This window comes from Lacticaseibacillus parahuelsenbergensis (assembly GCF_030770265.1).
Classification (GTDB): Bacteria; Bacillota; Bacilli; order Lactobacillales; family Lactobacillaceae; genus Lacticaseibacillus; species Lacticaseibacillus casei.
Window position 1 is genome coordinate 565766 of record NZ_CP132482.1, and the last position, 20715, is coordinate 586480.

Consider the following 20715-nt stretch of genomic DNA (forward strand, 5'->3'; position numbering starts at 1 on the left):
CTAGCACTGTAATGGGTGCTCCCATGACACGTTACTGAAGGTTCGGTGTCCTGCTTGAAAGGGATCTTCATCATGTCCTGAATGCTCCCTCACACCAACCGAAGCTCGCTGAATCCATGAACATCACTACTTGTCTTTCGCGTTGCATTTGTATTTGATTATGAGTTTAACACGCTTTGCTTCCTTGTCAACAACTAATCTAAATTTAATGATGCTAACTGGATCAAAGAAAAACTCGGTGGCATTCAAAATAGTGCTCGGTAAATCTCGTGCGAAACAAAAATTATAATTTTTATATAATGCAATCAATAGATAACTTTGGCTAAAGTTCACTAGTGCACAACTTATATCGGTTAACCGGCGTTCGAAATGACAACCACAAAAAATATTTTTTAATGGGTTCAATAACGCTGATTTGATGAACTGGTTAAAAATAAATTGCTAATGTTGCTTATAAACTCATATTAATGTAAATGGCCTAATTTTATAAAAAACAAAATTTCAAAAATTCCGTAATATTGCCCGTCTGACGGGGCTGATTGGCTGATCGTATTGTTTGATTACCGATTCGGCAAGGTGCTATATTGATATTAGTAACACAGGTAAAGAAACTTTTCACAACACCCATGGAGGTAAAATCGATGAGGAAAATTAATTATATTGTAACTGGTATTTCGGCTTTGACGTTGGCAGGTTGTCTGGTACCAACAGGAAGTGTGTTTGCTGCAAATGACACAAAGACTTCTGTGGCAGAAGTTAATATCCTTCCTGGTGATATTAACTTGGACAAGGTGCCTGATCTTCACTTTGGCACAATCAACATCGGTCAGATCACGGCAGGCAACGTTGATCTAAAGCTTGATAACAATACGATTGACGCAACAGGTCCGGTTAAAGACGGTACCAATGCCATGGACGGTAATGCTGACGGCGAACTAACTGTGTCTGATAATCGTGGTACCAGTGCAGGTTGGGCTCTGACCGCCCAATTAGGCGATATGAAAGACTCTGCCGGTAGAACGTTGAATGGGTCACTGACACTCAAAACTGCTGACGTCACGACAGATAACCCGACCCTCAATGCCGTTAACCCAACAGCTGGAACGACCCTTGATTTCGGTGGCGGTTCACTTCCGATCTGGAAGGCTGATGCTTTGGCAACAGGCACAAATGGGCAAGGGCAAGGTAAGAACACAGCCTTATTAAAGAAGGGCAGTGAAACGGTTCTTCACCTTCTCAAAGATCCAACAGCAAGCGCCGGCCGATACCAAGCAGCAATTACTTGGACGCTGGCTGATGCACCTTTGTAATTTAGTGTTCAAGCTAAAGGGCGGCGGGGCATCCGCTGTCCTTTTTTGGCAAATTAACGCGTTTTCCGGTTTCTACCTGTGACGGTTCGCGCTCACATTAACGCGTTCACCAGTCCAGAAACCTGCGTGTAAGGACCTTGGTCGCAATGGCCTAAACCCGGGCCATCACGCCCAAGGCCACTTACACTCCGGTTTCTAACCGGACTGGTTCACGCTCAGAGAGGGGTAAGCATGAAACGAAAAATTCTATTTGGCCTTATTGCACTGCTGGGCATGTTTTGGCTTAGCAATCTGCATCAGGTTCAGGCGGCTGAAGGCGCAGGTTTCACGATTAGCCCCGCTCTGCCGCAAAACCAGATTGACAAATCCACGTACTTCAATCTGCTAGTCAAGCCAGGCGAAACGCAGCGATTGCTCATTTACGTGAAGAATACGAGCGATCAGGCTAAGAAGCTAAAGGTCAGTCCAGTCAGTGCGTTCACGCAAAATAACGGAACGTTAGGCTACTATCCTAATAATAAAAAGGACAACTCGGCCGAATACACATTTGCCCAGCTGGCAAGTGAGCCGCAGACCATCGACGTTCCAGCCAATGGCCAAGTGCCGGTGACTTTTGATGTCAAAATTCCGGAACAAGGCTTTACGGGCCAAATTCTCGGCAGTTTGTACGTTGAAGACCCGAATGTGCATAAAAGCGGCGGTGGCGGCATGGCGATTAATAACAAATTTGCCATGCTGATCGGGGTGGTTTTGCAAACTTCGGAAACCGAAGTGGCGCCTGATCTTAAGCTCATGCAGGTTAAGCCGGGCTTGCAGGACAACCAAGCAGGCGTATTAGCGACCATTCAAAACTTTAAGCCGCGACTGTTTGGTGACATGACGTTAGACGGTAAGGTGTACCGGCAGGGATCGAATGAACCTTATTTAACCCGACATGAAAAAGGCTGGTCGTTTGCCCCTAACTCACATTTTGACTATGCCATTTTTACCAAAGAGGCGCTCGCTCCCGGAACCTACACCTTGGATTTGACTGCCAAGGCTGTCGGGAAAACCTGGCATTGGCGCCGTAACTTCACGATTACCCGACAACAGTCGAACGCCATCGAAGAAAAACTAGGCCGGACACCGCAAAAAACGCCTTGGGTATGGATCATCATTGCGATCATCCTTGCCGTGGTGATTCTGATCCTGCTTTGGCTTATTTGGCGGCAACGACAAAAGAGAGGAAGGGAGACTGATGGCGAAAAGAAAGCGTAACTTTTGGTTCATAATGCTCATGATGGTCGGTCTCACGGCAGGCGGAGCCGCAGCTCATAAGGTGCACGCCGAAACATCAGTGGCGCAAGTCGAACTCGTCAGCGAATTGCCGTCAACGGGACCGGATCCGACGCCACCACCGACCCCGAAACCCGATCCAAAACCCGACCCAGGAACCGATCCGAGTGGAAAGCCGAGCGGTGGCGATCCGAGTGATCCGACCGACCCAACCGATCCGGCTGGCGCAACCGATCCATCCAATGCAGGCGATCCGCATGGTGATCAATATGGAAAAGGACAGTCAATTCTGGACTACAGCCGCCTCCCACAAACAGGGGATGCGGTTCAACCATGGCTAATCGTGATCGGCGTCGAAGTTCTGTTGATTGTTATCTTAAGTGCTGTGCTCGTGCACGGACGTTCGCGGCAAGGAGGTAAAAAATGAAGAAAAAGACTTTAATCATGATTTGCCTCGCCGCAGTGTTCAGCGTGATGCTGGGCCCGATACAATCCGCGGCGGCGGCAGCTACTTGGCCGGTTCCGAGCACTTATCCGTCACCGGGTGAAGGAAATTTTACGAGTTTGAACGATGTTTTTTCACCAGTCAGCACACAATCTCATATGATTGCAAATGGTCCAGATGAAGTCGGCCTTGAGTTGAATGCAAATGTGGCAGGTCAGACAGGGAGCATTTGGAGTAACCAACCCTTTGTCGATTTAGATAAAAGCAGTTTCAAGTTGGACATGCGAATCTATTTGGGCAACACCACGAGTGGCGCGGATGGCCTTGCTTTTGCGCTGGCAGGGGATAGGCCAACCAAAGTGTTTTCAGGTGGTGCGTCACTCGGCATCTGGGGGATTACTGGTAAGAACGGTGGAAAGCCGATCGACATTGCCACAACCGGTTTGCCAAACAGTTTTGCAATCGTGGTTGATACCAAGAGAAGTCGTGATGGCATAATTGCCACAACTGGTATGGATCAAAGGGTTGGCTACCCCTTACTTGGCTCATCAAATCAGTATATTGGCTCTGGGTATCCTGGCCAAGCAAGTATGTATGCAATCGGTTTTCCCAATTATAAAACTGAGCTTGAATTCAATAACCCGGAATTTCCAAATGAAGCCAAAGTTTTAAGCGGTAAAATTACTAACGGCTCGTGGCAAGATTTGAGTGTGGAGTGGCACAAGACTGCTACGGGTGGGAATTTGATTTATAGATTAAGCGGGACAGGTTTTAATACTGTCACGCGCTCACTCACATGGACCAATCAACAAATCAATGACATTTTTGGCTATAAGCGCCAGTTGTACCTGGGCTTCACAAGCGCCACAGGTGACGCCTTTGAACCGCACGTGGTCGCAATTAAGAGTTTGGCCGATTTTATCACCGTCAAGCCTGAGGTCACGTTAAAGCGTGAAGGTCAGGTCGTCGGAGAAACCACGATCCTGCAACCTGGCGATCAGTTAACCTATGATTACAATCTTAATGTCGATAATCTTGATGGTAGCCCTTGGCCAATGCCGACAATCACCTTACCAAAAGGCGAGTACTTTGATTATCTGAAAGCTGACGGAAAGCCGGCCCAACCTGGCGACGAGTTGGAAGTGACATTAACCGTTGACGGCGTCGCGGGTCCGAAAGTTAAAGCGATTGTTCAGGCTGATCAAAAGTCAGCCGTCATCACGAACATGCCGGAGTTACCAAAAAATAAAAACACGACGGTAACGTTTAGCTTACCCGCCCAGGTAAAGCTGTATAATCTTTCCGCTAATCAAGCTTTTAGTGATGATGCCGGAACCATCAATGGTGGGTCGCCAGCTAAGGATTACAAGTTGATCAATACGGCTGATAGCTCAAATACGATTAAGTATGTGCTCGGGGCCCACACAGGCGATCTGTTTTTAACACATGTACCGGGATTCGTTTTCAAGAAGTATACGGGCGGGTTTAGCGATCCGACTGTCGCGGATATTATTCGCGGTATCCCCGGCGACAATTCGCTGCCATCAACTCCCGAAGATTTCAAAAAGTGGCTGAATACGCTTGAAGGTGGCGGCACCGAGGACTATCTCGAAGTGCTTGATACCCGTCCCGATCAACCGGGGTGGCACCTTCAAATGAAGCTTTCACCGTTTAAACTTGACGGTGGCGATTATGTTCTAGGCGACAACGGCAGTCAAACCGGTGGTAAGGCCGAAATCGTGCTGATAGATTCAAACGGCACCAGTGAAGTTGCACGTGTGAAGGATAACAACGATACAGTGACCGTCAAAAACATGCCAAGTGGGGGCGGTACGTGGCAAATTGGCGATGGTGCGCAACATGCACAAGCTCTAATGACCGTTAAAGGGACACCATCCGTCCGCGCTGGAAAATATCATGCAACCGCCACATGGACCCTTGCAGATGCACCAGAATGAGGCGTTAACGGACAAACAATTTCCTAAAACCGCAAAAATGAGTTGAACTATTCTTAAAATGAGAATATGATATGGACAATTCTTATTTTTAAATATTGAGTTGTCAGGATTGCGGTTATAGAGGGGTCTGCTAATGAAAAAGCATTTCACACGTTCTCATTTACTGCCGGTCGTAGTTTTGGGCACACTGGCCTTCTTGCTAGAGCTGCCCATTCACGTTTTGATTGCCAGTTTCACCGGCTTCCTTTAGTCGATACTGGTTCTGGTCAATCAACGAACAAAAAAGAGATGCTGAAAGTTTCGGGATTTTCCCTAGACTTTTAGCATCTCTTTTTGATGTTCAGGACTTAGACTTTTGCCAAAGCTGGTGAATCAGCCGTTTTTGAATACCCTGAATTTTTTTGAACGGCAGCGCCTGCAACAAGGTGTTCAAGACAATGAGGAGGCCGCCGAGCCATTCTGCCGGACCAAAGGCGATGTGTAGGCGGGTGACGGCGAGCGTGGTGGCGGTTAACGGTTCGAACGCGCTTAACATGCCAGTTGCCACAGGTGAAATGTAGTTGAGGCTGCCGAGCACCAGCAAGTAAGCGAGCATGGTGCCGAAGATGACGACAAACCCAATTGCGCCTAGATCTGGCAGCGTGAGCATCGGGTTAGGATGGAGCACGTACTGAGGTAAGAATGGCAGGCTGCCGAGCAACATGGACCAGCCCGTGACGGCGCGCGCATCATATTTGGCCAGCAAGGTTCGCGGCAGCAACGTATAAAGCGCCTGACTCACGCCGGCCATAATCCCCCAGAAGATAGCGGCAGGGGCGAGCTGTAAACTGGTGAGATGGCCGCGCGTGACGAGCAAATAAGTACCAATCAAAGCTAATGTGATACTGATAAAATCAATCCGCCGCGGCATTTGCCTAGTTGCCAGTGCCATGTAAAGTAAAATAAACACCGGACCTAAAAACTGCAAAATGGTTGCAGTTGCAGCATTGCCGGCATTAATGGCAAGAAAATAAGTCAACTGAGATGGCACCATGCCGAAGAAGGCAAACAAAATCATAAGACCAGCATCCCGCCGATTTTTCCAAAGGGCCAAAAACGATTGCGGATCGCGCAGAGCACTCCACAATACTAGTAACATCCCGGCAAAAAAGAGGCGAATACCCACAAGCCAAAGCGGCTTAACGCCGGCATTGGTAAAAAGCGTTTGCGTAAAAATACCGCTGGCACCCCAAAAAATGGCGCCAACAACGGCAAATGTAACCCCTTTTATTTTTCGATTCGAATCGTTCATAAGATGAGCTTCAGTGCGCGGCATAGCAGTAATCCTTTCAAATTAAGACATCCAGACTACTATACGCAAAAAGAACCTGATTGGCTAGTTCGTGTTATTTTGATCAAACTTGACGCACGTGCATGGAAGCTTGCCGGCATTTTGCTCGATCAATCAAAATCGCCCCTAAAGACAAATTGCGTCTCAAGGAGCGATTCCAGAGTGATGTTCATTTTTGGAATGTTAAGTGGTTATTCTGGCTCAGTGTTGATTCGTAATTCATAACGCAGATTGGTGCGATAAAAGTGCCCTAGTAGCAAGCCGAACGTCAAACCTAAGAGTGTCAAAGCCAGTGGGAAAATCCAGCCACCAAGAAAGCCACCAACCAAGATAATGATAACTGCCGCGATGGCGCCGACAATGATGCTGATAACGCCGGTAGATCCTCCGCGAAAGTTAGCGTTGGTTGAATAGATACTTGCAAACGGAAATTGACCCCCTACCAGTGGCCAACCCATGATTAATGTGATGCCATAAGTTAAAATGATGATCGCAATACCGGCCACTAACGCATCAAAACCACCAATGGCTGTTGTGATTACGGTAATTAAAACAAGTGGCAGCAAGAATAAGCGGGCAAACATGGCCTTAACTACGCCGCGCAATAATAATCCGTGCGTTTTAAATGGGACATATTGGAAAATTGCCATGGCTTGAGGCTGACTTGAAAACCGCAGATTGACTAAAGCCGGTGCAAGTGCCACAACGACACCGATGCCGGCGTAAGCAATAAAGTGGCTTGCGGACTTGAAACTCATTTCCCGTAATTCATTGCCGATGAAGACTAACGGTAAAACCAGGCCATATGCCAGTTGCGGATAAACTCGTAATTTGTAGTCACGCTCACTGCCTAATATCCGCCAACCCAATGTGAAATAGGTGCGTTCTTCACCAGGGCGCGTCATTAAAGCACTGAGACCGCGGAACCACCAGCCTAGTTTGCGTGGACGGGCGTTGCCTTGATTTAGTTTTTCCAAATAGACTTCAAATACACCAGAGAAGTGAAGGAAAGTAAGGGTCATGGCAATCGGGATCACGACGCTTAAACTAGCCAACATGAGGCTTAAAGCCGTTACCTGCCCGGCAAATAGCATAGGTAAACCAGCGAACCAAGCAGGAAAGGCTGGTATGAAAAGCCAGCTAAACTGGTCACTGATGGACGCACCGAAAATTGACATGGACTGTGGCAATAAATTAGGCAACTGGCCGCCAACATAGATACCGATCATCAGTAAAATTTGCACCAGATTCAACATGTTTCGTAAGCGTTCACCATCAAAGAACCGCAAAATCAGCAAGTAGACAAAAAGTGCCAGCATCAGACTTAAGACGCCGCTGAATATCAGTGCGATGAAGCCGCCAATCGCAACAATCGGCCCATAATGAAAGCCGCTGATGACGATTCCGGGACCGCCCATTGCCAGCAGCGTCATCCCTAAGTAGAAACAAATATTAAGAAGTCGGGCAAAACTCAACGTGCGATCATTGACACCACGAGCGGCAAAAACTGTACGATCACGCGGATCAAGAATCAAACTGGAGTAACTGGTTAAAATTGCCAGAAAACTCGTCAACAGTTGGACAGTCATGAACATGGTAAAGGTGGTCACGATGGATGTGGGAATAAGCAGCAACAAACCTAAAACTGCGCCGAATAAGGTATTCCACAAAAAGGTTGTTCTAAGACGTGAACCCGTACGACGCTTATTGTTATTAAACATGCTGCCTAAGCCGCTTGATTCACGCGAGGCCAGTAGACTCTTGCTAGCAAGAATCAACCGCAACTGATCAAATTGAATCCCACGTTTTTCCAACGTCGGGCGAAGTCGGGTTAACCATGCAAAGTTTTTAGGCAGAGGCAAAGCTGCTGGGTCAGTTGGTTCGGGCTCTGCTTTTTTAAGCATCTTCATGCGAGTCACCGCCTGTCACAATATCCACGAAGCTTTGGGCTTTTTGACCATGTTCCGCAAAACCGGTCAGATCATTGAAGAGCTGCTGCAAATTGGTGTCGGCTTCCTTGGCAATGGCTTTGAATGGCCCATCTGCCACCACTGTTCCGGCGTTCAAAACGATAATCCGGTCCGATAGTTTTTGGACGACATCAAGAATATGGCTGGAATAGAAGATCGTTTTACCTTGATCGCGTAAGTCCTGCAACACTTCTTCAATGACCAGCACGGTGTTGGCGTCAAGCCCGTTCAATGGTTCATCCCAGAATAAAATGTCCGGATTGTGCAGCAAACTGGCAATAATCAGAATCAGTTGCCGCATCCCTTTTGAATAGGATGAAATTCGCCGATCAAAAGCATCGCGTAGGTTAACCAATTCCGCCAGCGCGAAGGCCTTTTGCTCGGCATCGGCGGCGCTCAAACCGTAAAGCTGGCCAATGAGGCTCAAATATTCCCGCGCCGTTAACGCATCGAAAACATCGGCGCTTTCCGGGACATAGCCGATTCGCCGTTTATAACTGGGATCTTTAGGGCTAATCGGTTGGCCGAATAATTCGAGTGTGCCGTCATCTGGTTCAAGCAAGCCGAGCATCATTTTAACCGTTGTACTTTTACCAGCACCGTTGGGACCGATGTAACCAACGATGCTGCCAGGGGTGATTGAGAAGTTGAGATCTTTCAATACTTCTTTGGGTCCGAAACTTTTCCGAATGTGACTGAGGGTCACGATGGGTTCTGTCATAAAAATGGCCTCCTCTTGACCGAGTTATCAACATACTGCGTTGGGCCGATTATGACAGAAAATATTATTGTTGTATAGGGAAATGCTTGTTGTATAACGCCGCTAAAAAAGCCCATAAAAAAACACCAAGCGTTCTGCTTAGTGTTAAACTAGTCTGCTGTTCGCCGGACTAGTCCAAAAGAAATCGTAATAAAAAAACGAAAGAAATTGTTCAGTTCGTGAACCGTTTGAAGAGCGGACGAAGGATAAAATACAATATCGGCACGATAAAGGCAGTTGCAATTGAGTTGATGACAGTTGCCGGAAGACTTAAAAAGGCGCCGACAATCGCGGTTTTAAAGATCGTCCCAACCATGAGTGCTTCAACGATACCCGTGAGATAGGATGTGACGATTTTTGTTAATCCGGCAACGATGCCAATGATAATGATGTTACGCGGCTGATCGTCATGCTTGAACGCTTTGACAAGCGCACTGACAACGATTGCCATTACGATCGCTTCCAAGATTGTCAGCCAAGAGGTGGCGGCATAGCCATTCAGCAAGTCGAACCCACCCAAGCCAATCGCAGCTGCTAAACCGCCTAGCCGTCCGCCTAAGAAGAGAATGGCCAGCACCATCAAGGGATTGCCAAAGTGAATAAACGGCCGACCAACCATGGCAGGAATCGGAATGCGTAATAGTGAAATCCCAATGTAAATAATTGCGGCGAATAAGCCGGTGAAAATGATGTTTTTCAAAGTGTTATGCGATGTTTGCATGTTTTACCCTCCAAAAATGAGCGTGAGCCCGCGCGGTCAGAAGCCGGAGTGTAAGTGGGCTTGGGCGGGATGGCCCGGGCTTAGGCCATTGCGACCAAGATCCTTACATGCAGGCTTCTGCGCGGGGGAACGCGTTAAGATGAGCGTGAGCCCGCGCGGTTAGAAGCCGGCAGCACGCTAGCGTATTTGTATGATCTAAGGCAGTTGCTTACTCAATGCCGGGATAACCCCAGCGAGATTTAACCCATATTTTGGATCAGCATCAGCAGCCAACGTGGCTTTAATTGCTAAGCGCGCGGCCACCATGGCAGTTGCCGCTGCTTGCCGCAAGCGCTGGCCTTTCAGCAAGCCAGTTGCCAAGGCCGCAGCGAAAAGATCGCCAGTGCCAAAATAATGCCCGGGTTCTTTTGGCTGGGCCAGTGCCAGCGTTTCTCCAGACGCATCTATCCCGACAACGGCAATCTGCTTATGGAACGGGACCCCAGTGATTAAAACCGCATTGTGGAACTGGGCATGCAGCCGCTTGGCCAACGCCATCACGGCTGACGGTTCCGCCAGTGCCACCAATGGTTCGTCTAAAAGCAGTTGTGCTTCGGTGACGTTCGGCGTCAAGACCGTTGCGCGGTAGGCTAACTGCTGCAACGTTTCGACGTAGGCGGCATCAAAACCTTTATAAAGCTTGCCGTCATCTGCCATAACCGGATCGATCAGAACCAGCGGCGCGGAAAATTTTGGCAGCCAGCGTTGCCATTGAAGCGCGGCATTTTGGCCAAGATAGCCGAGATAAATGCCGTCGGGTTGCAGTTGCAGTCGTTGCCAATGGGTCAGAATTCCTGACATCTCGGAACTCAGGTCAAGATAAGTATTAGCGCCCAGACCGCCAGTGTGACTTGACAGTAAGGCGGTCGGCAACACATACGGCGTCAACCCCAGACCGGCCGCTAACGGCAAAGCCACGCCCATGGAAACCTGGCCGACACCGCACAAATCCTGACTAATGATCAGACTTTTCGTGTTCAAAGTATGAATCCTTTCTAAAAGTATAGGTGCTTAACAAAGAGCATGCGCAATTTTTAACGAACTGTCAATGAGCTTTTTTATATATTGGCACAAACTGCCTTCTGTGCAAACTAAAATGGTCCTGGCACCGCGCCGGGACCATTCATATTGAAGGCGTCAAAATCAGTTAAGCATTTCGAATTGTCTTTGTCGCTGTAGCAATTCGTTTAACAACCGTGGGATTGTCCATGGTATAAATGTGGATGCCATCGACACCATGCACTAATAAATCAATAATTTGATCAATGGCATAAGCAATCCCCGCATCGCGCATGGCTTCTTTGTTGCCGGAAAAATGCTGCATCATGGCGACAAATTTTGGCGGTAAATTGACGCCAGCCATGGTGGCCATGCGTTCGATTTGATGCTCGTTGATCACCGGCATGATCCCGGCTTCGATGGGCACATGAATCCCTGCAAGTTCGGTGCGCTCCCGAAAGCGATAGAAAACCTGGTTATCGAAGAAAAGTTGGCTAATCAACTGACTGGCTCCGGCATCGACTTTTTCCTTTAAATGCCGGATATCACTGACCACATCTGGTGATTCGGGATGTTTTTCCGGGTAACAGGCTGCCACAACGTTGAAATCGCCGCGTTGGTGAATGTGTTCGATTAAATCACAGGCGTAAGGGAAGTCGTTGCTGACGCGGCCGCTTTTGGGAATATCACCGCGCAAGGCGAGAATGTTATCAATGCCGGCTTCTTGAAAACCGCGCAATTCTGCATCGACCTGCGCACGGGTGAGCTGGGCAGCCGGTAAGTGGGCAACTGGTTCCAGATCAAACTGGTCTTTGATCAACTTGGCAACCTCCAGCGTGCCCATGTGTGGCTTATTGCCATTCGCGCCGAATGTGACGGAGACAAAATCGGGATCGGCTTCTTTTACTGCATCAAGGGTGTTGAGAATTGGTGTCAGCGCAACGTTGCTGGCATTTTTGCGCGGGGGAAAGACTTCAAATGAAATGACTTGATGATCTTTAAAGCACTGGTTGATTTTCATGAGTGAGTTCCTTACGTACTTGTTTAGCCGCTGCAACCATGTTGATCAAGCTGGCCTTGGTTTCCGGGACGTCGCGGGTTTTAAGTCCGCAATCAGGGTTGATCCAAACATGATCAGCCGGCAACCGTTTCAGAATTTCGTGGATGATGTGGACAATTTCGTCTTTGGAAGGGATGCGCGGCGAGTGAATATCGTAAACGCCGGGGCCGACATGGGTCTGGAAATGAGTGGCTTTGAGAATGTCCAAGAGGCTAAAATCAGACCGTGCAGCTTCAAACGAAATCACGTCGGCATCGAGGTTATCAATCGCCTTAATGATGTCGCCGAACTGCGAATAACACATATGGGTGTGGATCTGGGTCTCCGGTTTCACTTTGCTGGCAACGAGGCGGAAGGCCGGCACTGCCCAGTCCAGATACTTGGGATACCAGTCCTTCTTGCGCAGCGGCAGATTTTCCCGTAACGCCGGCTCGTCGATTTGAATGATTTTGATGCCATGCTTTTCAAGATCCAGCACTTCATCTTCCAAGGCCAATGCAATCTGCTCAACGCTGGTTTTTTGGCTCAAATCTTCACGCGGGAACGACCAGTTGTAGATGGTGACCGGTCCGGTGAGCATGCCTTTGACGAGGTGATCGGTTTGACTTTGGGCAAAAACAGTTTCCGCCACCGTAATCGGCTTGGTGCGCACCACATCGCCCCAAATAATCGGTGGTTTCACACCGCGGGTTCCGTAACTTTGTACCCAGCCGTTGTCGGTGAAGCGGAAACCACCGAAGTTTTCGCCAAAATATTCAACCATGTCGTTGCGTTCAAATTCACCGTGAACCAGAACGTCCAAGCCGATTTTTTCCTGGAATCTAATCCAGTCGACTTCTTCTTGATGATTGAACGCCGTATATTCGGCTTCCGTAATTTCATGGCGGCGGAACTTAGCCCGATTGCGGCGGACTTCTGCGGTTTGTGGGAACGAGCCGATGGTGGTCGTCGGCAGTAGCGGTAGGTTGAATTCCTTAGCTTGAATCGCCAGCCGGGTTTTGCGATCGGGTGTCCGCTTATAGTCTTCCGGCGTTAAGGCAGCAATTTTGGCGTTTAAGGCTTTATTTTCCTCGTAACGCGGCTTGCTGAATAAGGCGACGTTGGCTTGATAAGCTTCGTGATCGGCACCGGTGTGGAAAATGGCGTCCAATTCGTGCAACTCATTTAGTTTTTCTTCAGCGAAAGCCAGATATTGCTTTTCTTCCGGCTTGAGATGCGTTTCGTTGCGTAGTGTATAAGGAACATGCAATAGCGATGTGGAGGTGCTCAACACAAGCTTGTCGGTGATGGCTGCCAGCTGCTTAATCGTTGCCAAAGCATCGGCATAGTGCGTCCGCCAGATATTCTTGCCGTTGACAATACCGGCAAACAAGGTGGCGTGCGCCGGAAAGCCATGTTTTTTCAGCAGATCGAGGTTCGCATAGCCTTCCACAAAATCCAGGCCGAAGCCATCAAAAGGCAGTTCGGAAATCTGTTCAAACGAGTCGGTTAAATCGCCGAAATAAGTCTGAACCAGAATTTTGGCGGCATTCTTCTGCGCGAGAATCGGCGTATAAAGTCGTTCAAACAAGGCTAAGTCAGCATCGGTCTGGTCATAAACCAGCGCCGGTTCATCAAGTTGAAGCCATTCCGCGCCGGCTGCGTGTAGTCGCTGAATGATCGTGCTATAAGCGGTGATTAAGTCGGCTACGAAATCATCCGGAGCAACATCAATGAAGCGTGACAGTTTCAACAACGTGTAAGGGCCGATTAAAGTCGGGCGCGCCGCGATGCCTAATGCTTTGGCCTCTTGATATTGCTCGAAAAGTTGCCAGTCCGTCACTTGAATGTGCGTGTCGTGGTCAAATTCGGGCACCAGATAATGATAGTTGGTGTTGAACCATTTCTTCATGGCAAGCGCCTTAACATCACCGGCATCACCTTGATAACCCCGCGCCTGGGCAAAGTAGGTATCCAGTGACGAAAGGTTCAAGTCCAAATACCGCTTTGGCACAATATTCAAAAGGTTGGCAACGTCCAAGGTGTTGTCGAAGAATGAAAAATCGCCGGTGGGAATTTGATCAATGCCCGCCGTCTGAATGGTTTCCCAGTGTTGCTGGCGCAATGCTTTGGCCTTTTCCTGTAGTTCCTGTGCCGTAATCTGGTGCTTGAAATACTCCTGAGTGGCAAACTTCAATTCGCGATGTTCACCAATTCGTGGGTAACCGATGATGGTTGTTGTCATAATAAAACCTCCTGTTTTAGGCATAATGTCAATCAGTCCAATGATGAATTGAAGAACACTTGCTAATGATCGAAATGAACTGTCGAAAGACGTGGCTTGTATTTGCACGCGGAGATGGAAACCAAAAAAGCCGTCCTTGACCCAGACAAAAAAAGTCTAGGTCAAGGACGGCTTACCGTGGTACCACCTTGGTTTAAAAGTCGCTCACACGACTTTCCTCAATCAGTCCGACAGCCATGCTGTGAGACCTAACGCAATAATGGGCGTCCCCATGTGTGCTTTGCTCGCGCTCGACACACCTGCATCACCAAGACCATATTCGTCGTCGTTTCCAGATGTCCTTGCACCAAAATGGACACTCTCTAGGCAGGAAATCGCCAACTACTCATCTTTCCGCATTTCAATGTTGCGACTAGCATACTGACAATTATGGCAGCTGTCAAGATATTTATTAAATTAAGATGAAGCCTTCCGTGGCTGTTAACTACTAGGTTGTTGCGAAAACACCTGTTTTATTCTCATTATTTCGTAAATAATGGCGCAGGTTTGTTAAGATGACAATACCAGTGTCATGCTTACCCTCGAGATTGCGCAGCCACGAATTGAACAAGAAAAGTCAAAGAGCGTTAACACTGACTTGTTTCAAATTTTAGGGTAAGCTATTAGCACAAGTCATCGGAGGAAGAATGCTATGAAAGTTTTGGGTCCATACATTAAGAAATATCGCTGGGACGTGATCTGGTCAATCCTGGCTATTTTTGTGGTAGCGTTCGCGACACTTTGGCAGCCGCATCTGCTTCAGGTGATCATGAATGCCATTATGAAAAATGACAAACAGACCGTCTGGACCAATGGGCTGTATTTGATTGGCTTGGCGATAATCGGGATTGTTGGCGGTATTATCAATACCATCTATTCGGCGCGGGTGGCACTGGGTGTTGCTACTGATTTGCGCGCAGATGAATATGCCAAAATCCAGAGTCTGGCATACGCGGATGTCGAGAAATTCTCACCGTCAAATCTGGTTGTACGCATGACCAATGACATTAATCAGGTACAGCAGATTGTCATGGGCTTTTTTCAGCAAGTCACGCGTATCCCGATTCTGTTTGTGGGTGCCGTGATTCTTGCGATCGTGACCTTGCCGGAGTTGTGGTGGGTGATTGCGGTCATGATGGTGCTGCTGCTGGGAGTCAGTCTTTTTTCATTTAGTCGCATGGGCAAATATTTTGGCCGGATGCAACAGCTGATTGAAAAAGTGAACACCTTAGCGCGCGAAAATTTAATGGGCATGCGGGTGGTAAAGTCGTTTGTTCAGGGCGCCAATCAGACGAAAAATTTTGCGGAATCAAGCGATGAGATGCGGGATGTCAGTGTCAAAATCGGTAATTTGTTTGCCTTGTTGATGCCGGCGTTTTTCCTGATTGCCAATTTAGCGATTGCCTTAAGTATCTGGCTGATCGGCCAGAACATTACGAGCCATCCAAGTAACTTGGCGGCGATTACCAGTTTTATCAACTACTTGATGCAGATTCTGTTCGCGATTATTAACGGAAGCTTTATGCTGACATTCGCGTCGCGGGCGCTGGTTTCTTTACGGCGGATCCATGAAGTCATGGATACTAGGCCGAGCATGACCTTTGTGAGTGGCCCGCATCGGGATCTGAATGGCGCCGTTGAATTCAACGACGTGACATTCACCTATCCGGGGGATGAAAAACCGACGATTCGCGATATCAGTTTTGCGGTTAAGCCAGGTGAAATGATTGGCATTGTCGGGGCGACCGGCAGTGGCAAGACCACATTGGCGCAACTGATTCCGCGGCTGTTTGACCCAGACACCGGGATCGTCAAGGTTGGTGGGCATGATGTCCGCGCTGTCACTGAAGCTGATTTGCGGCAGACGGTTGGTTTTGTCCTGCAACGATCCACGCTTTTTTCCGGCACTATTGCGGAAAACTTGCAGCAAGGCAATCCGGACGCTGATTTAGCTTCTATGAAATGGGCGGCCCGAATCGCTCAGTCAGCTGAGTTTATTGAACGTTTGCCGCACACCTACCACGCAGAAGTAGAAGAACGATCGTCGAACTTTTCAGGCGGCCAAAAGCAGCGGCTTTCGATTACACGTGGGGTCATCGGGCAGCCGAAGATCCTGATTCTCGATGATGCTACCTCAGCGCTGGATGCCCGTTCGGAAAAATTGGTTCAAGAAGCTTTGGCGCATGAACTGAAAAACACAACGACCATTATCATCGCCGAAAAAATCAGTTCGATTATCAAGGCCGATCGCATTCTAGTACTTGATGAAGGTCGGTTGGTCGGTAGCGGCACACATCATGAATTGGCTCAGCATAATGATGTTTATCGCGAAATTTATGCAACCCAAAAGGCATTGGAAGAGGGGGTGTAGCTCATGAAAGACTTGAAAAATGCGGGTAAATTTTATGCCCATTATTTACGGCCTTATTGGCTAGAGTTTTTGATCACGACGATTTTGATCGCGATTTCTACATGGGCGATTGTTGTTGCACCGACGTATATGGGCCGCGCCATTGAGGAACTGACTGTCTACGTTCAGCAATGGGCGAACCCGGCAACGCGTGCGCAAGCCTCCTTTACTGCGTTTAACCACACCCTAGCCATTTTTGTCTTGTTGTATTTGATCGATGCCTCCAGTATTTTGATCTCGAGCCTGCTGCTGTCAAAAGTCAGCGGTTATTCGACCGGGACTATGCGGGTGGGTTTGTTTCGGAAAATGCAGCGCATGAAAGTGCAGTATTTTGACAGTCATAGTGATGGCGATATTCTGTCGCGGTTTACCAGTGATTTGGATAACATTTTCAATGCCATGAACCAGGCGCTGATCGAAATATTCTTAAGCGGTGCCCAGTTTATTGGGATTATCTGGATGATGTTCACCCAGAATGCCACGTTGGCGTGGATCACCATGGCCTCGACCCCGGTGGCGATTGGCTTGGCCGCGTTTGTGATGCACCAGGCAAGTGTGTCGGTTGATCGCCAGCAGGACGACATCGGCCGACTTAATGGTTACATCAACGAGCAAATTACCGGTCAGAAGATGTTGATTACCAATGGCTTGCAGCAGGAAAGTGTTGCCGGCTTCCAACCGTATAACAATGCGGTACGCAAATCTAACCTGCGTGGGCAGATTTGGAGTGGCATTTTAAATCCGTTACTCATGGGGCTGTCGTTGCTGAATACGGCGATTGTGATCTTTGCCGGTTCCTGGCTGGCGCTAAACGGCTCACTGAGTCAAGGCGCGGCTTTGGCCTTGGTGGTTGTGTTCGTTAACTATGCGCAGCAGTACTATCAGCCAATTGTGCAGCTGACCAGTTTGTTTAACATGATTCAATTAGCCATTACCGGTGCCCGCCGGATTACCGAAGTGCGGGAACAGCCGGATGAAGTCGATCCGAAAAATGGTCGCACCCTCGATGGCTTGAAACACGAACTGGTGATTGATAATGTGCATTTCAGCTACATTCCGGGTAAAGAGATCTTGCACGGCGTCACAATCCATGTTGAAAAAGGTGAGATGGTGGCGCTGGTTGGCCCGACTGGCAGCGGGAAAACCACGGTGATGAACCTGATGAATCGTTTCTATGATGTCGATTCCGGTTCGATTACGTTTGATGGTGTCGATGTGCGTGAATTTAAACTCGCATCACTGCGGCAAAATGTCGGCATTGTTCTGCAGGATCCGCAACTATTTTCCGGAACGATTCGTGACAACATTCGTTTCGGTGATCCTGAAGCAGATCAAGCGCGGGTTGAAGCCGCCGCCAAACAGGCCAACATTCATGACTTTATTGTGAGCCTGCCGGATGGGTATGATACGTTGGTTTCGGATGAACAAAGCGTTTTTTCAGCCGGCCAAAAGCAGCTCATGTCGATTGCCCGGACCATTTTGACCGATCCGCGCTTACTGATTCTTGATGAGGCGACCAGTAACGTGGATACGGTCACTGAAGCCAAGATTCAAGCAGCGATGGATAACGTGATTCAAGGGCGAACGAGTTTTGTCATTGCCCACCGGTTGAAGACGATTTTGAATGCCGATAAAATTGTCGTCCTCCGTGATGGCAGAATTATTGAAGAAGGCAATCACGAACAGTTACTGGCGCAAAATGGCTTTTACGCCGAGCTGTACCATAATCAGATGGTGTTTGAATAGTGATTCAAAAGATCCCGAACTATTTCGGGATATTTTTTAATATAATTCGTATATAAAGCGATTTACAGGCCTTTCTAAAGCTTGAAACTTATGATAGTCTTTCTATATCAGAACGATGCTGTTCGCTGTTTTGATCAATAAAGACTTCGTGGAGGTAGCAATGAGCAGACGTAGGTATTTGGTCGCTTTAGGCGGTATTTTGCTGCATTTGATGATTGGTTCTGTTTATGCATGGAGCGTGTTTACCGGTCCGATTGCCAAACAGACAGGGTGGGCGTTGTCCTCGGTCACAGTCGCGTTTAGTATTGCCATCTTCTTCTTAGGCATGAGTGCTGCCTTCATGGGGCGGGTGGTTGAGCGCTTTGGCCCGCGGTTGACCGGGACAGTTGCCGCGATTTTATACGGCTCAGGTATTTTGTTAACCGGCTTGGCGGTTCAAATCGATTCGTTGCCGTTGCTATATCTGGGTTACGGCGTGATCGGCGGGTTAGGTTTGGGTGCTGGCTATGTGACGCCGGTTTCAACGATTATTGCGTGGTTCCCGGATAATCGCGGACTCGCGACCGGAATGGCGATCATGGGCTTTGGATTTGCCGCCATGTTGACTGGCCCGGTTGCCCAGCAATTGATCGCCACTATTGGCTTGGTAGCCACCATGTATGTGCTGGGTGCGGTTTATATGGTGATCATGTTGGGAGCAGCTCAAGTGATCCGCAAGCCGCGTCCGGATGAAGTGCCGGCAGCCGATCTTGCTAAAAGCGTGAGTTTGACCGGTAAGGCGATGACCGCCAATGAAGCAGTTAAAACGCCAGCATTCCGCTACTTATGGCTGATGTTCTTTATTAACATCACCTGTGGCATCGGGCTTGTGGCGGTTGCATCGCCGATGGCCCAGCAGCAAACCGGTATGTCCGCCGCGACCGCCGCTATGATGGTTGGGGTTGTGGGTTTGTTTAATGGTTTTGGCCGCTTGGCTTGGGCAACGTTGTCTGATTTGATTGGCCGGCCGCTCACCTATACGTTGATTTTTGTGGTCGACGTCATCATGCTAGTCGGCATTTTGACCGTGGGCTCCCCGTTACTCTTTGGCATTGCGTTATGCCTGATCATGTCTTGCTATGGCGCCGGGTTCTCGGTCATTCCTGCTTATCTTGGGGATGTCTTTGGCACCAAACAGCTTGGGGCGATTCATGGTTATGTGCTGACGGCTTGGGCCGCTGCGGGAATCGTTGGCCCGACGCTGCTGAGTTTTAGCGAAGAATATTTTCACAATTATACCGTTAGCTTGATCCTCTTTGTTCTTCTCGAATTACTGGCTCTAGGGCTGTCAATTCGCATTCGGCGGGAATTCAAAGCAACTGCGCAAGATGCGAAGCATGTGACCGACTAACGGTTTTGTCTGCGAAAAGATCGACAGAGAGAGACTTTAGGCTGAATGAAAAACATTTTGCCGTTGATGTTTTGCTGGTGATATAAACATCGTCTAATGTGGATATTAATATATCAAAATCCCGTATTTAGGTACGGGATTTTTTTATGTCCCAAAATGCTGATATGACAACATTTTTAGTTTATGCCACATATTATTGACCAAATCCAAGCGTCTTTTGTTGACAAACCTGTACGTACAGGTAAAATAAGCTCTGTAAGTGAAATCGCTTTCTGGAGGGGGAAGAAATGCGTAAGTACGATGTCATTTATCAGGATCTGAAGGACAAGATCGAAGCAGAGATTTATGTAACGGGATCGTTGCTACCAAGTGAACGGACGTTGCAGGAAATGTACCGGGCGTCGCGCGACACGGTACGAAAAGCATTGCAGCTGCTCAAAGACGACGGGTTTATCCAGTCGCAAAAAGGTAAAGGTTCAACGGTGATTAATCGGCAGGAATACGTTTTTCCCGTTTCAGGAGTTGTGAGTTATGCCGAACTGGCCAAACAATTTCACTTACAGACGCGAACCGTCATTTTGGCCAATCATTTTGCAACGTTACCAGCCAAGTCGTTTAAGGACGTGGATCCACATGTGACGACTAAACAGATGCGGTTTTTGAAGCGGGTGCGGTATTTGAAAGGCGAGCCGGACATCATCGATATCGATTACCTTGATCCTAAGGTGGTGCCGCCGATTCCGGAGTCGGCAGCCAAGGATTCGTTGTATGCCTATCTTGAAGGTCAGGTGGGATTGACCATTGCCTATGCGACCAAGGAAATCACGGTGGAAACAGCAACCGAAGAAGATCGGCGGTACCTGAAGTTACCCCAAGCCGCAGTGGTCGTCGTGGTTCGCAGTTGTAGCAGTCTGGTGGATACGACAAAGTTTCAATACACGGAGTCGCGGCACCGGGCGGATCGGTTTAAGTTTCATGATTTTGCGCGGCGAATGCGGCCGTGAATGGTGGCAGGTCGAGCTTCAGTTAAAGGTGAAGA

The 20715-nt window shown here is 48.5% G+C and carries 15 protein-coding genes and 1 other annotated feature (1 of these 16 running past the window's edge); of the genes, 8 read left to right on the plus strand and 7 right to left on the minus strand.

Translation table 11 applies throughout. The features are described 5' to 3' along the window. Positions 1–152 (minus strand) — a binding site (T-box leader) (it extends 86 nt beyond the left edge of the window). A 489-nt stretch (positions 153–641) separates the two neighbouring features. The 4 genes from LACPH_RS02710 to LACPH_RS02725 all read left to right on the plus strand — a co-directional run bounded on the left by LACPH_RS02710 (position 642) and on the right by LACPH_RS02725 (position 4988). After that, a complete protein-coding gene (locus tag LACPH_RS02710; protein WP_010491100.1) occupies positions 642–1310 on the plus strand; it encodes a WxL domain-containing protein in 669 nt (222 codons plus the stop codon). 231 nt (positions 1311–1541) lie between these two features. Continuing rightward, entirely contained in the window at positions 1542–2567 is a 1026-nt protein-coding gene (locus LACPH_RS02715; RefSeq protein ID WP_274784414.1) for a WxLIP family cell surface protein, read from the plus strand. Beyond that, entirely contained in the window at positions 2548–3012 is a 465-nt protein-coding gene (locus LACPH_RS02720) for an LPXTG cell wall anchor domain-containing protein (RefSeq protein ID WP_274784415.1), read from the plus strand. Before LACPH_RS02715 ends, LACPH_RS02720 begins: the two co-directional genes overlap by 20 nt. Continuing rightward, complete coding sequence (locus LACPH_RS02725) at positions 3009–4988, plus strand: WxL domain-containing protein (RefSeq protein WP_274784416.1); 1980 nt, start codon at positions 3009–3011, stop codon at positions 4986–4988. The genes LACPH_RS02720 and LACPH_RS02725 overlap by 4 nt, the downstream gene beginning before the upstream one ends. A 340-nt stretch (positions 4989–5328) precedes the next feature. On the opposite strand, the gene LACPH_RS02730 is transcribed toward LACPH_RS02725, so the two are convergent. The 7 genes from LACPH_RS02730 to metE form a co-directional block, all read right to left on the minus strand. Beyond that, positions 5329–6303, minus strand: a complete 975-nt coding sequence (locus LACPH_RS02730) for an EamA family transporter (protein WP_274784417.1) — start codon at positions 6301–6303, stop codon at positions 5329–5331. Between the two features lie 206 nt (positions 6304–6509). Then, positions 6510–8228, minus strand: a complete 1719-nt coding sequence (locus tag LACPH_RS02735; protein ID WP_274784418.1) for an ABC transporter permease — start codon at positions 8226–8228, stop codon at positions 6510–6512. Further along, positions 8215–9009 (minus strand): ABC transporter ATP-binding protein, encoded by a 795-nt coding sequence (locus tag LACPH_RS02740; RefSeq protein WP_274784419.1) that lies wholly within the window; start codon positions 9007–9009, stop codon positions 8215–8217. The genes LACPH_RS02735 and LACPH_RS02740 overlap by 14 nt, the downstream gene beginning before the upstream one ends. A gap of 211 nt (positions 9010–9220) precedes the next feature. Next, positions 9221–9769 carry an ECF transporter S component gene (locus LACPH_RS02745; protein WP_274784420.1) on the minus strand — a complete coding sequence of 183 codons (549 nt, stop codon included), beginning with the start codon at positions 9767–9769 and terminating at the stop codon, positions 9221–9223. Positions 9770–9964: 195 nt separating this feature from the next. Then, positions 9965–10789, minus strand: coding sequence for a PfkB family carbohydrate kinase (locus LACPH_RS02750; RefSeq protein ID WP_274784421.1), 825 nt, complete (start codon positions 10787–10789; stop codon positions 9965–9967). Positions 10790–10955: 166 nt separating this feature from the next. Next, entirely contained in the window at positions 10956–11828 is an 873-nt protein-coding gene (gene metF / locus LACPH_RS02755; RefSeq protein WP_274784422.1) for a methylenetetrahydrofolate reductase [NAD(P)H], read from the minus strand. Then, on the minus strand, positions 11806–14091 hold the full coding sequence (gene metE / locus LACPH_RS02760; protein WP_274784423.1) for a 5-methyltetrahydropteroyltriglutamate--homocysteine S-methyltransferase: 2286 nt from the start codon (positions 14089–14091) through the stop codon (positions 11806–11808). Before metE ends, metF begins: the two co-directional genes overlap by 23 nt. A 691-nt stretch (positions 14092–14782) precedes the next feature. Between metE and LACPH_RS02765 the strand changes: the two genes are divergently transcribed. From LACPH_RS02765 to treR, 4 genes are all read left to right on the plus strand, one after another. Then, positions 14783–16501: an ABC transporter ATP-binding protein gene (locus tag LACPH_RS02765; protein ID WP_274784424.1), complete on the plus strand. Its 1719-nt coding sequence runs from the start codon at positions 14783–14785 to the stop codon at positions 16499–16501. A gap of 3 nt (positions 16502–16504) precedes the next feature. Further along, positions 16505–18286, plus strand: coding sequence for an ABC transporter ATP-binding protein (locus tag LACPH_RS02770; protein WP_274784425.1), 1782 nt, complete (start codon positions 16505–16507; stop codon positions 18284–18286). Between the two features lie 160 nt (positions 18287–18446). After that, on the plus strand, positions 18447–19676 hold the full coding sequence (locus LACPH_RS02775; RefSeq protein ID WP_274784426.1) for an L-lactate MFS transporter: 1230 nt from the start codon (positions 18447–18449) through the stop codon (positions 19674–19676). A 287-nt stretch (positions 19677–19963) separates the two neighbouring features. Further along, positions 19964–20680: a trehalose operon repressor gene (treR, locus tag LACPH_RS02780; protein WP_003577780.1), complete on the plus strand. Its 717-nt coding sequence runs from the start codon at positions 19964–19966 to the stop codon at positions 20678–20680. Positions 20681–20715 lie beyond the last annotated feature (35 nt).

What these genes read in the sequence shown, in the direction of transcription:
- LACPH_RS02710 (WP_010491100.1), top strand. Translation starts at nt 642, where the DNA reads ATGAGGAAAATTAATTATATTGTAACTGGTATTTCGGCTTTGACGTTG.
- LACPH_RS02715 (WP_274784414.1), top strand. Translation starts at nt 1,542, where the DNA reads ATGAAACGAAAAATTCTATTTGGCCTTATTGCACTGCTGGGCATGTTT.
- LACPH_RS02720 (WP_274784415.1), top strand. Translation starts at nt 2,548, where the DNA reads ATGGCGAAAAGAAAGCGTAACTTTTGGTTCATAATGCTCATGATGGTC.
- LACPH_RS02725 (WP_274784416.1), top strand. Translation starts at nt 3,009, where the DNA reads ATGAAGAAAAAGACTTTAATCATGATTTGCCTCGCCGCAGTGTTCAGC.
- LACPH_RS02730 (WP_274784417.1), bottom strand. Translation starts at nt 6,303, where the DNA reads ATGCCGCGCACTGAAGCTCATCTTATGAACGATTCGAATCGAAAAATA.
- LACPH_RS02735 (WP_274784418.1), bottom strand. Translation starts at nt 8,228, where the DNA reads ATGAAGATGCTTAAAAAAGCAGAGCCCGAACCAACTGACCCAGCAGCT.
- LACPH_RS02740 (WP_274784419.1), bottom strand. Translation starts at nt 9,009, where the DNA reads ATGACAGAACCCATCGTGACCCTCAGTCACATTCGGAAAAGTTTCGGA.
- LACPH_RS02745 (WP_274784420.1), bottom strand. Translation starts at nt 9,769, where the DNA reads ATGCAAACATCGCATAACACTTTGAAAAACATCATTTTCACCGGCTTA.
- metF (WP_274784422.1), bottom strand. Translation starts at nt 11,828, where the DNA reads ATGAAAATCAACCAGTGCTTTAAAGATCATCAAGTCATTTCATTTGAA.
- metE (WP_274784423.1), bottom strand. Translation starts at nt 14,091, where the DNA reads ATGACAACAACCATCATCGGTTACCCACGAATTGGTGAACATCGCGAA.
- LACPH_RS02765 (WP_274784424.1), top strand. Translation starts at nt 14,783, where the DNA reads ATGAAAGTTTTGGGTCCATACATTAAGAAATATCGCTGGGACGTGATC.
- LACPH_RS02770 (WP_274784425.1), top strand. Translation starts at nt 16,505, where the DNA reads ATGAAAGACTTGAAAAATGCGGGTAAATTTTATGCCCATTATTTACGG.
- LACPH_RS02775 (WP_274784426.1), top strand. Translation starts at nt 18,447, where the DNA reads ATGAGCAGACGTAGGTATTTGGTCGCTTTAGGCGGTATTTTGCTGCAT.
- treR (WP_003577780.1), top strand. Translation starts at nt 19,964, where the DNA reads ATGCGTAAGTACGATGTCATTTATCAGGATCTGAAGGACAAGATCGAA.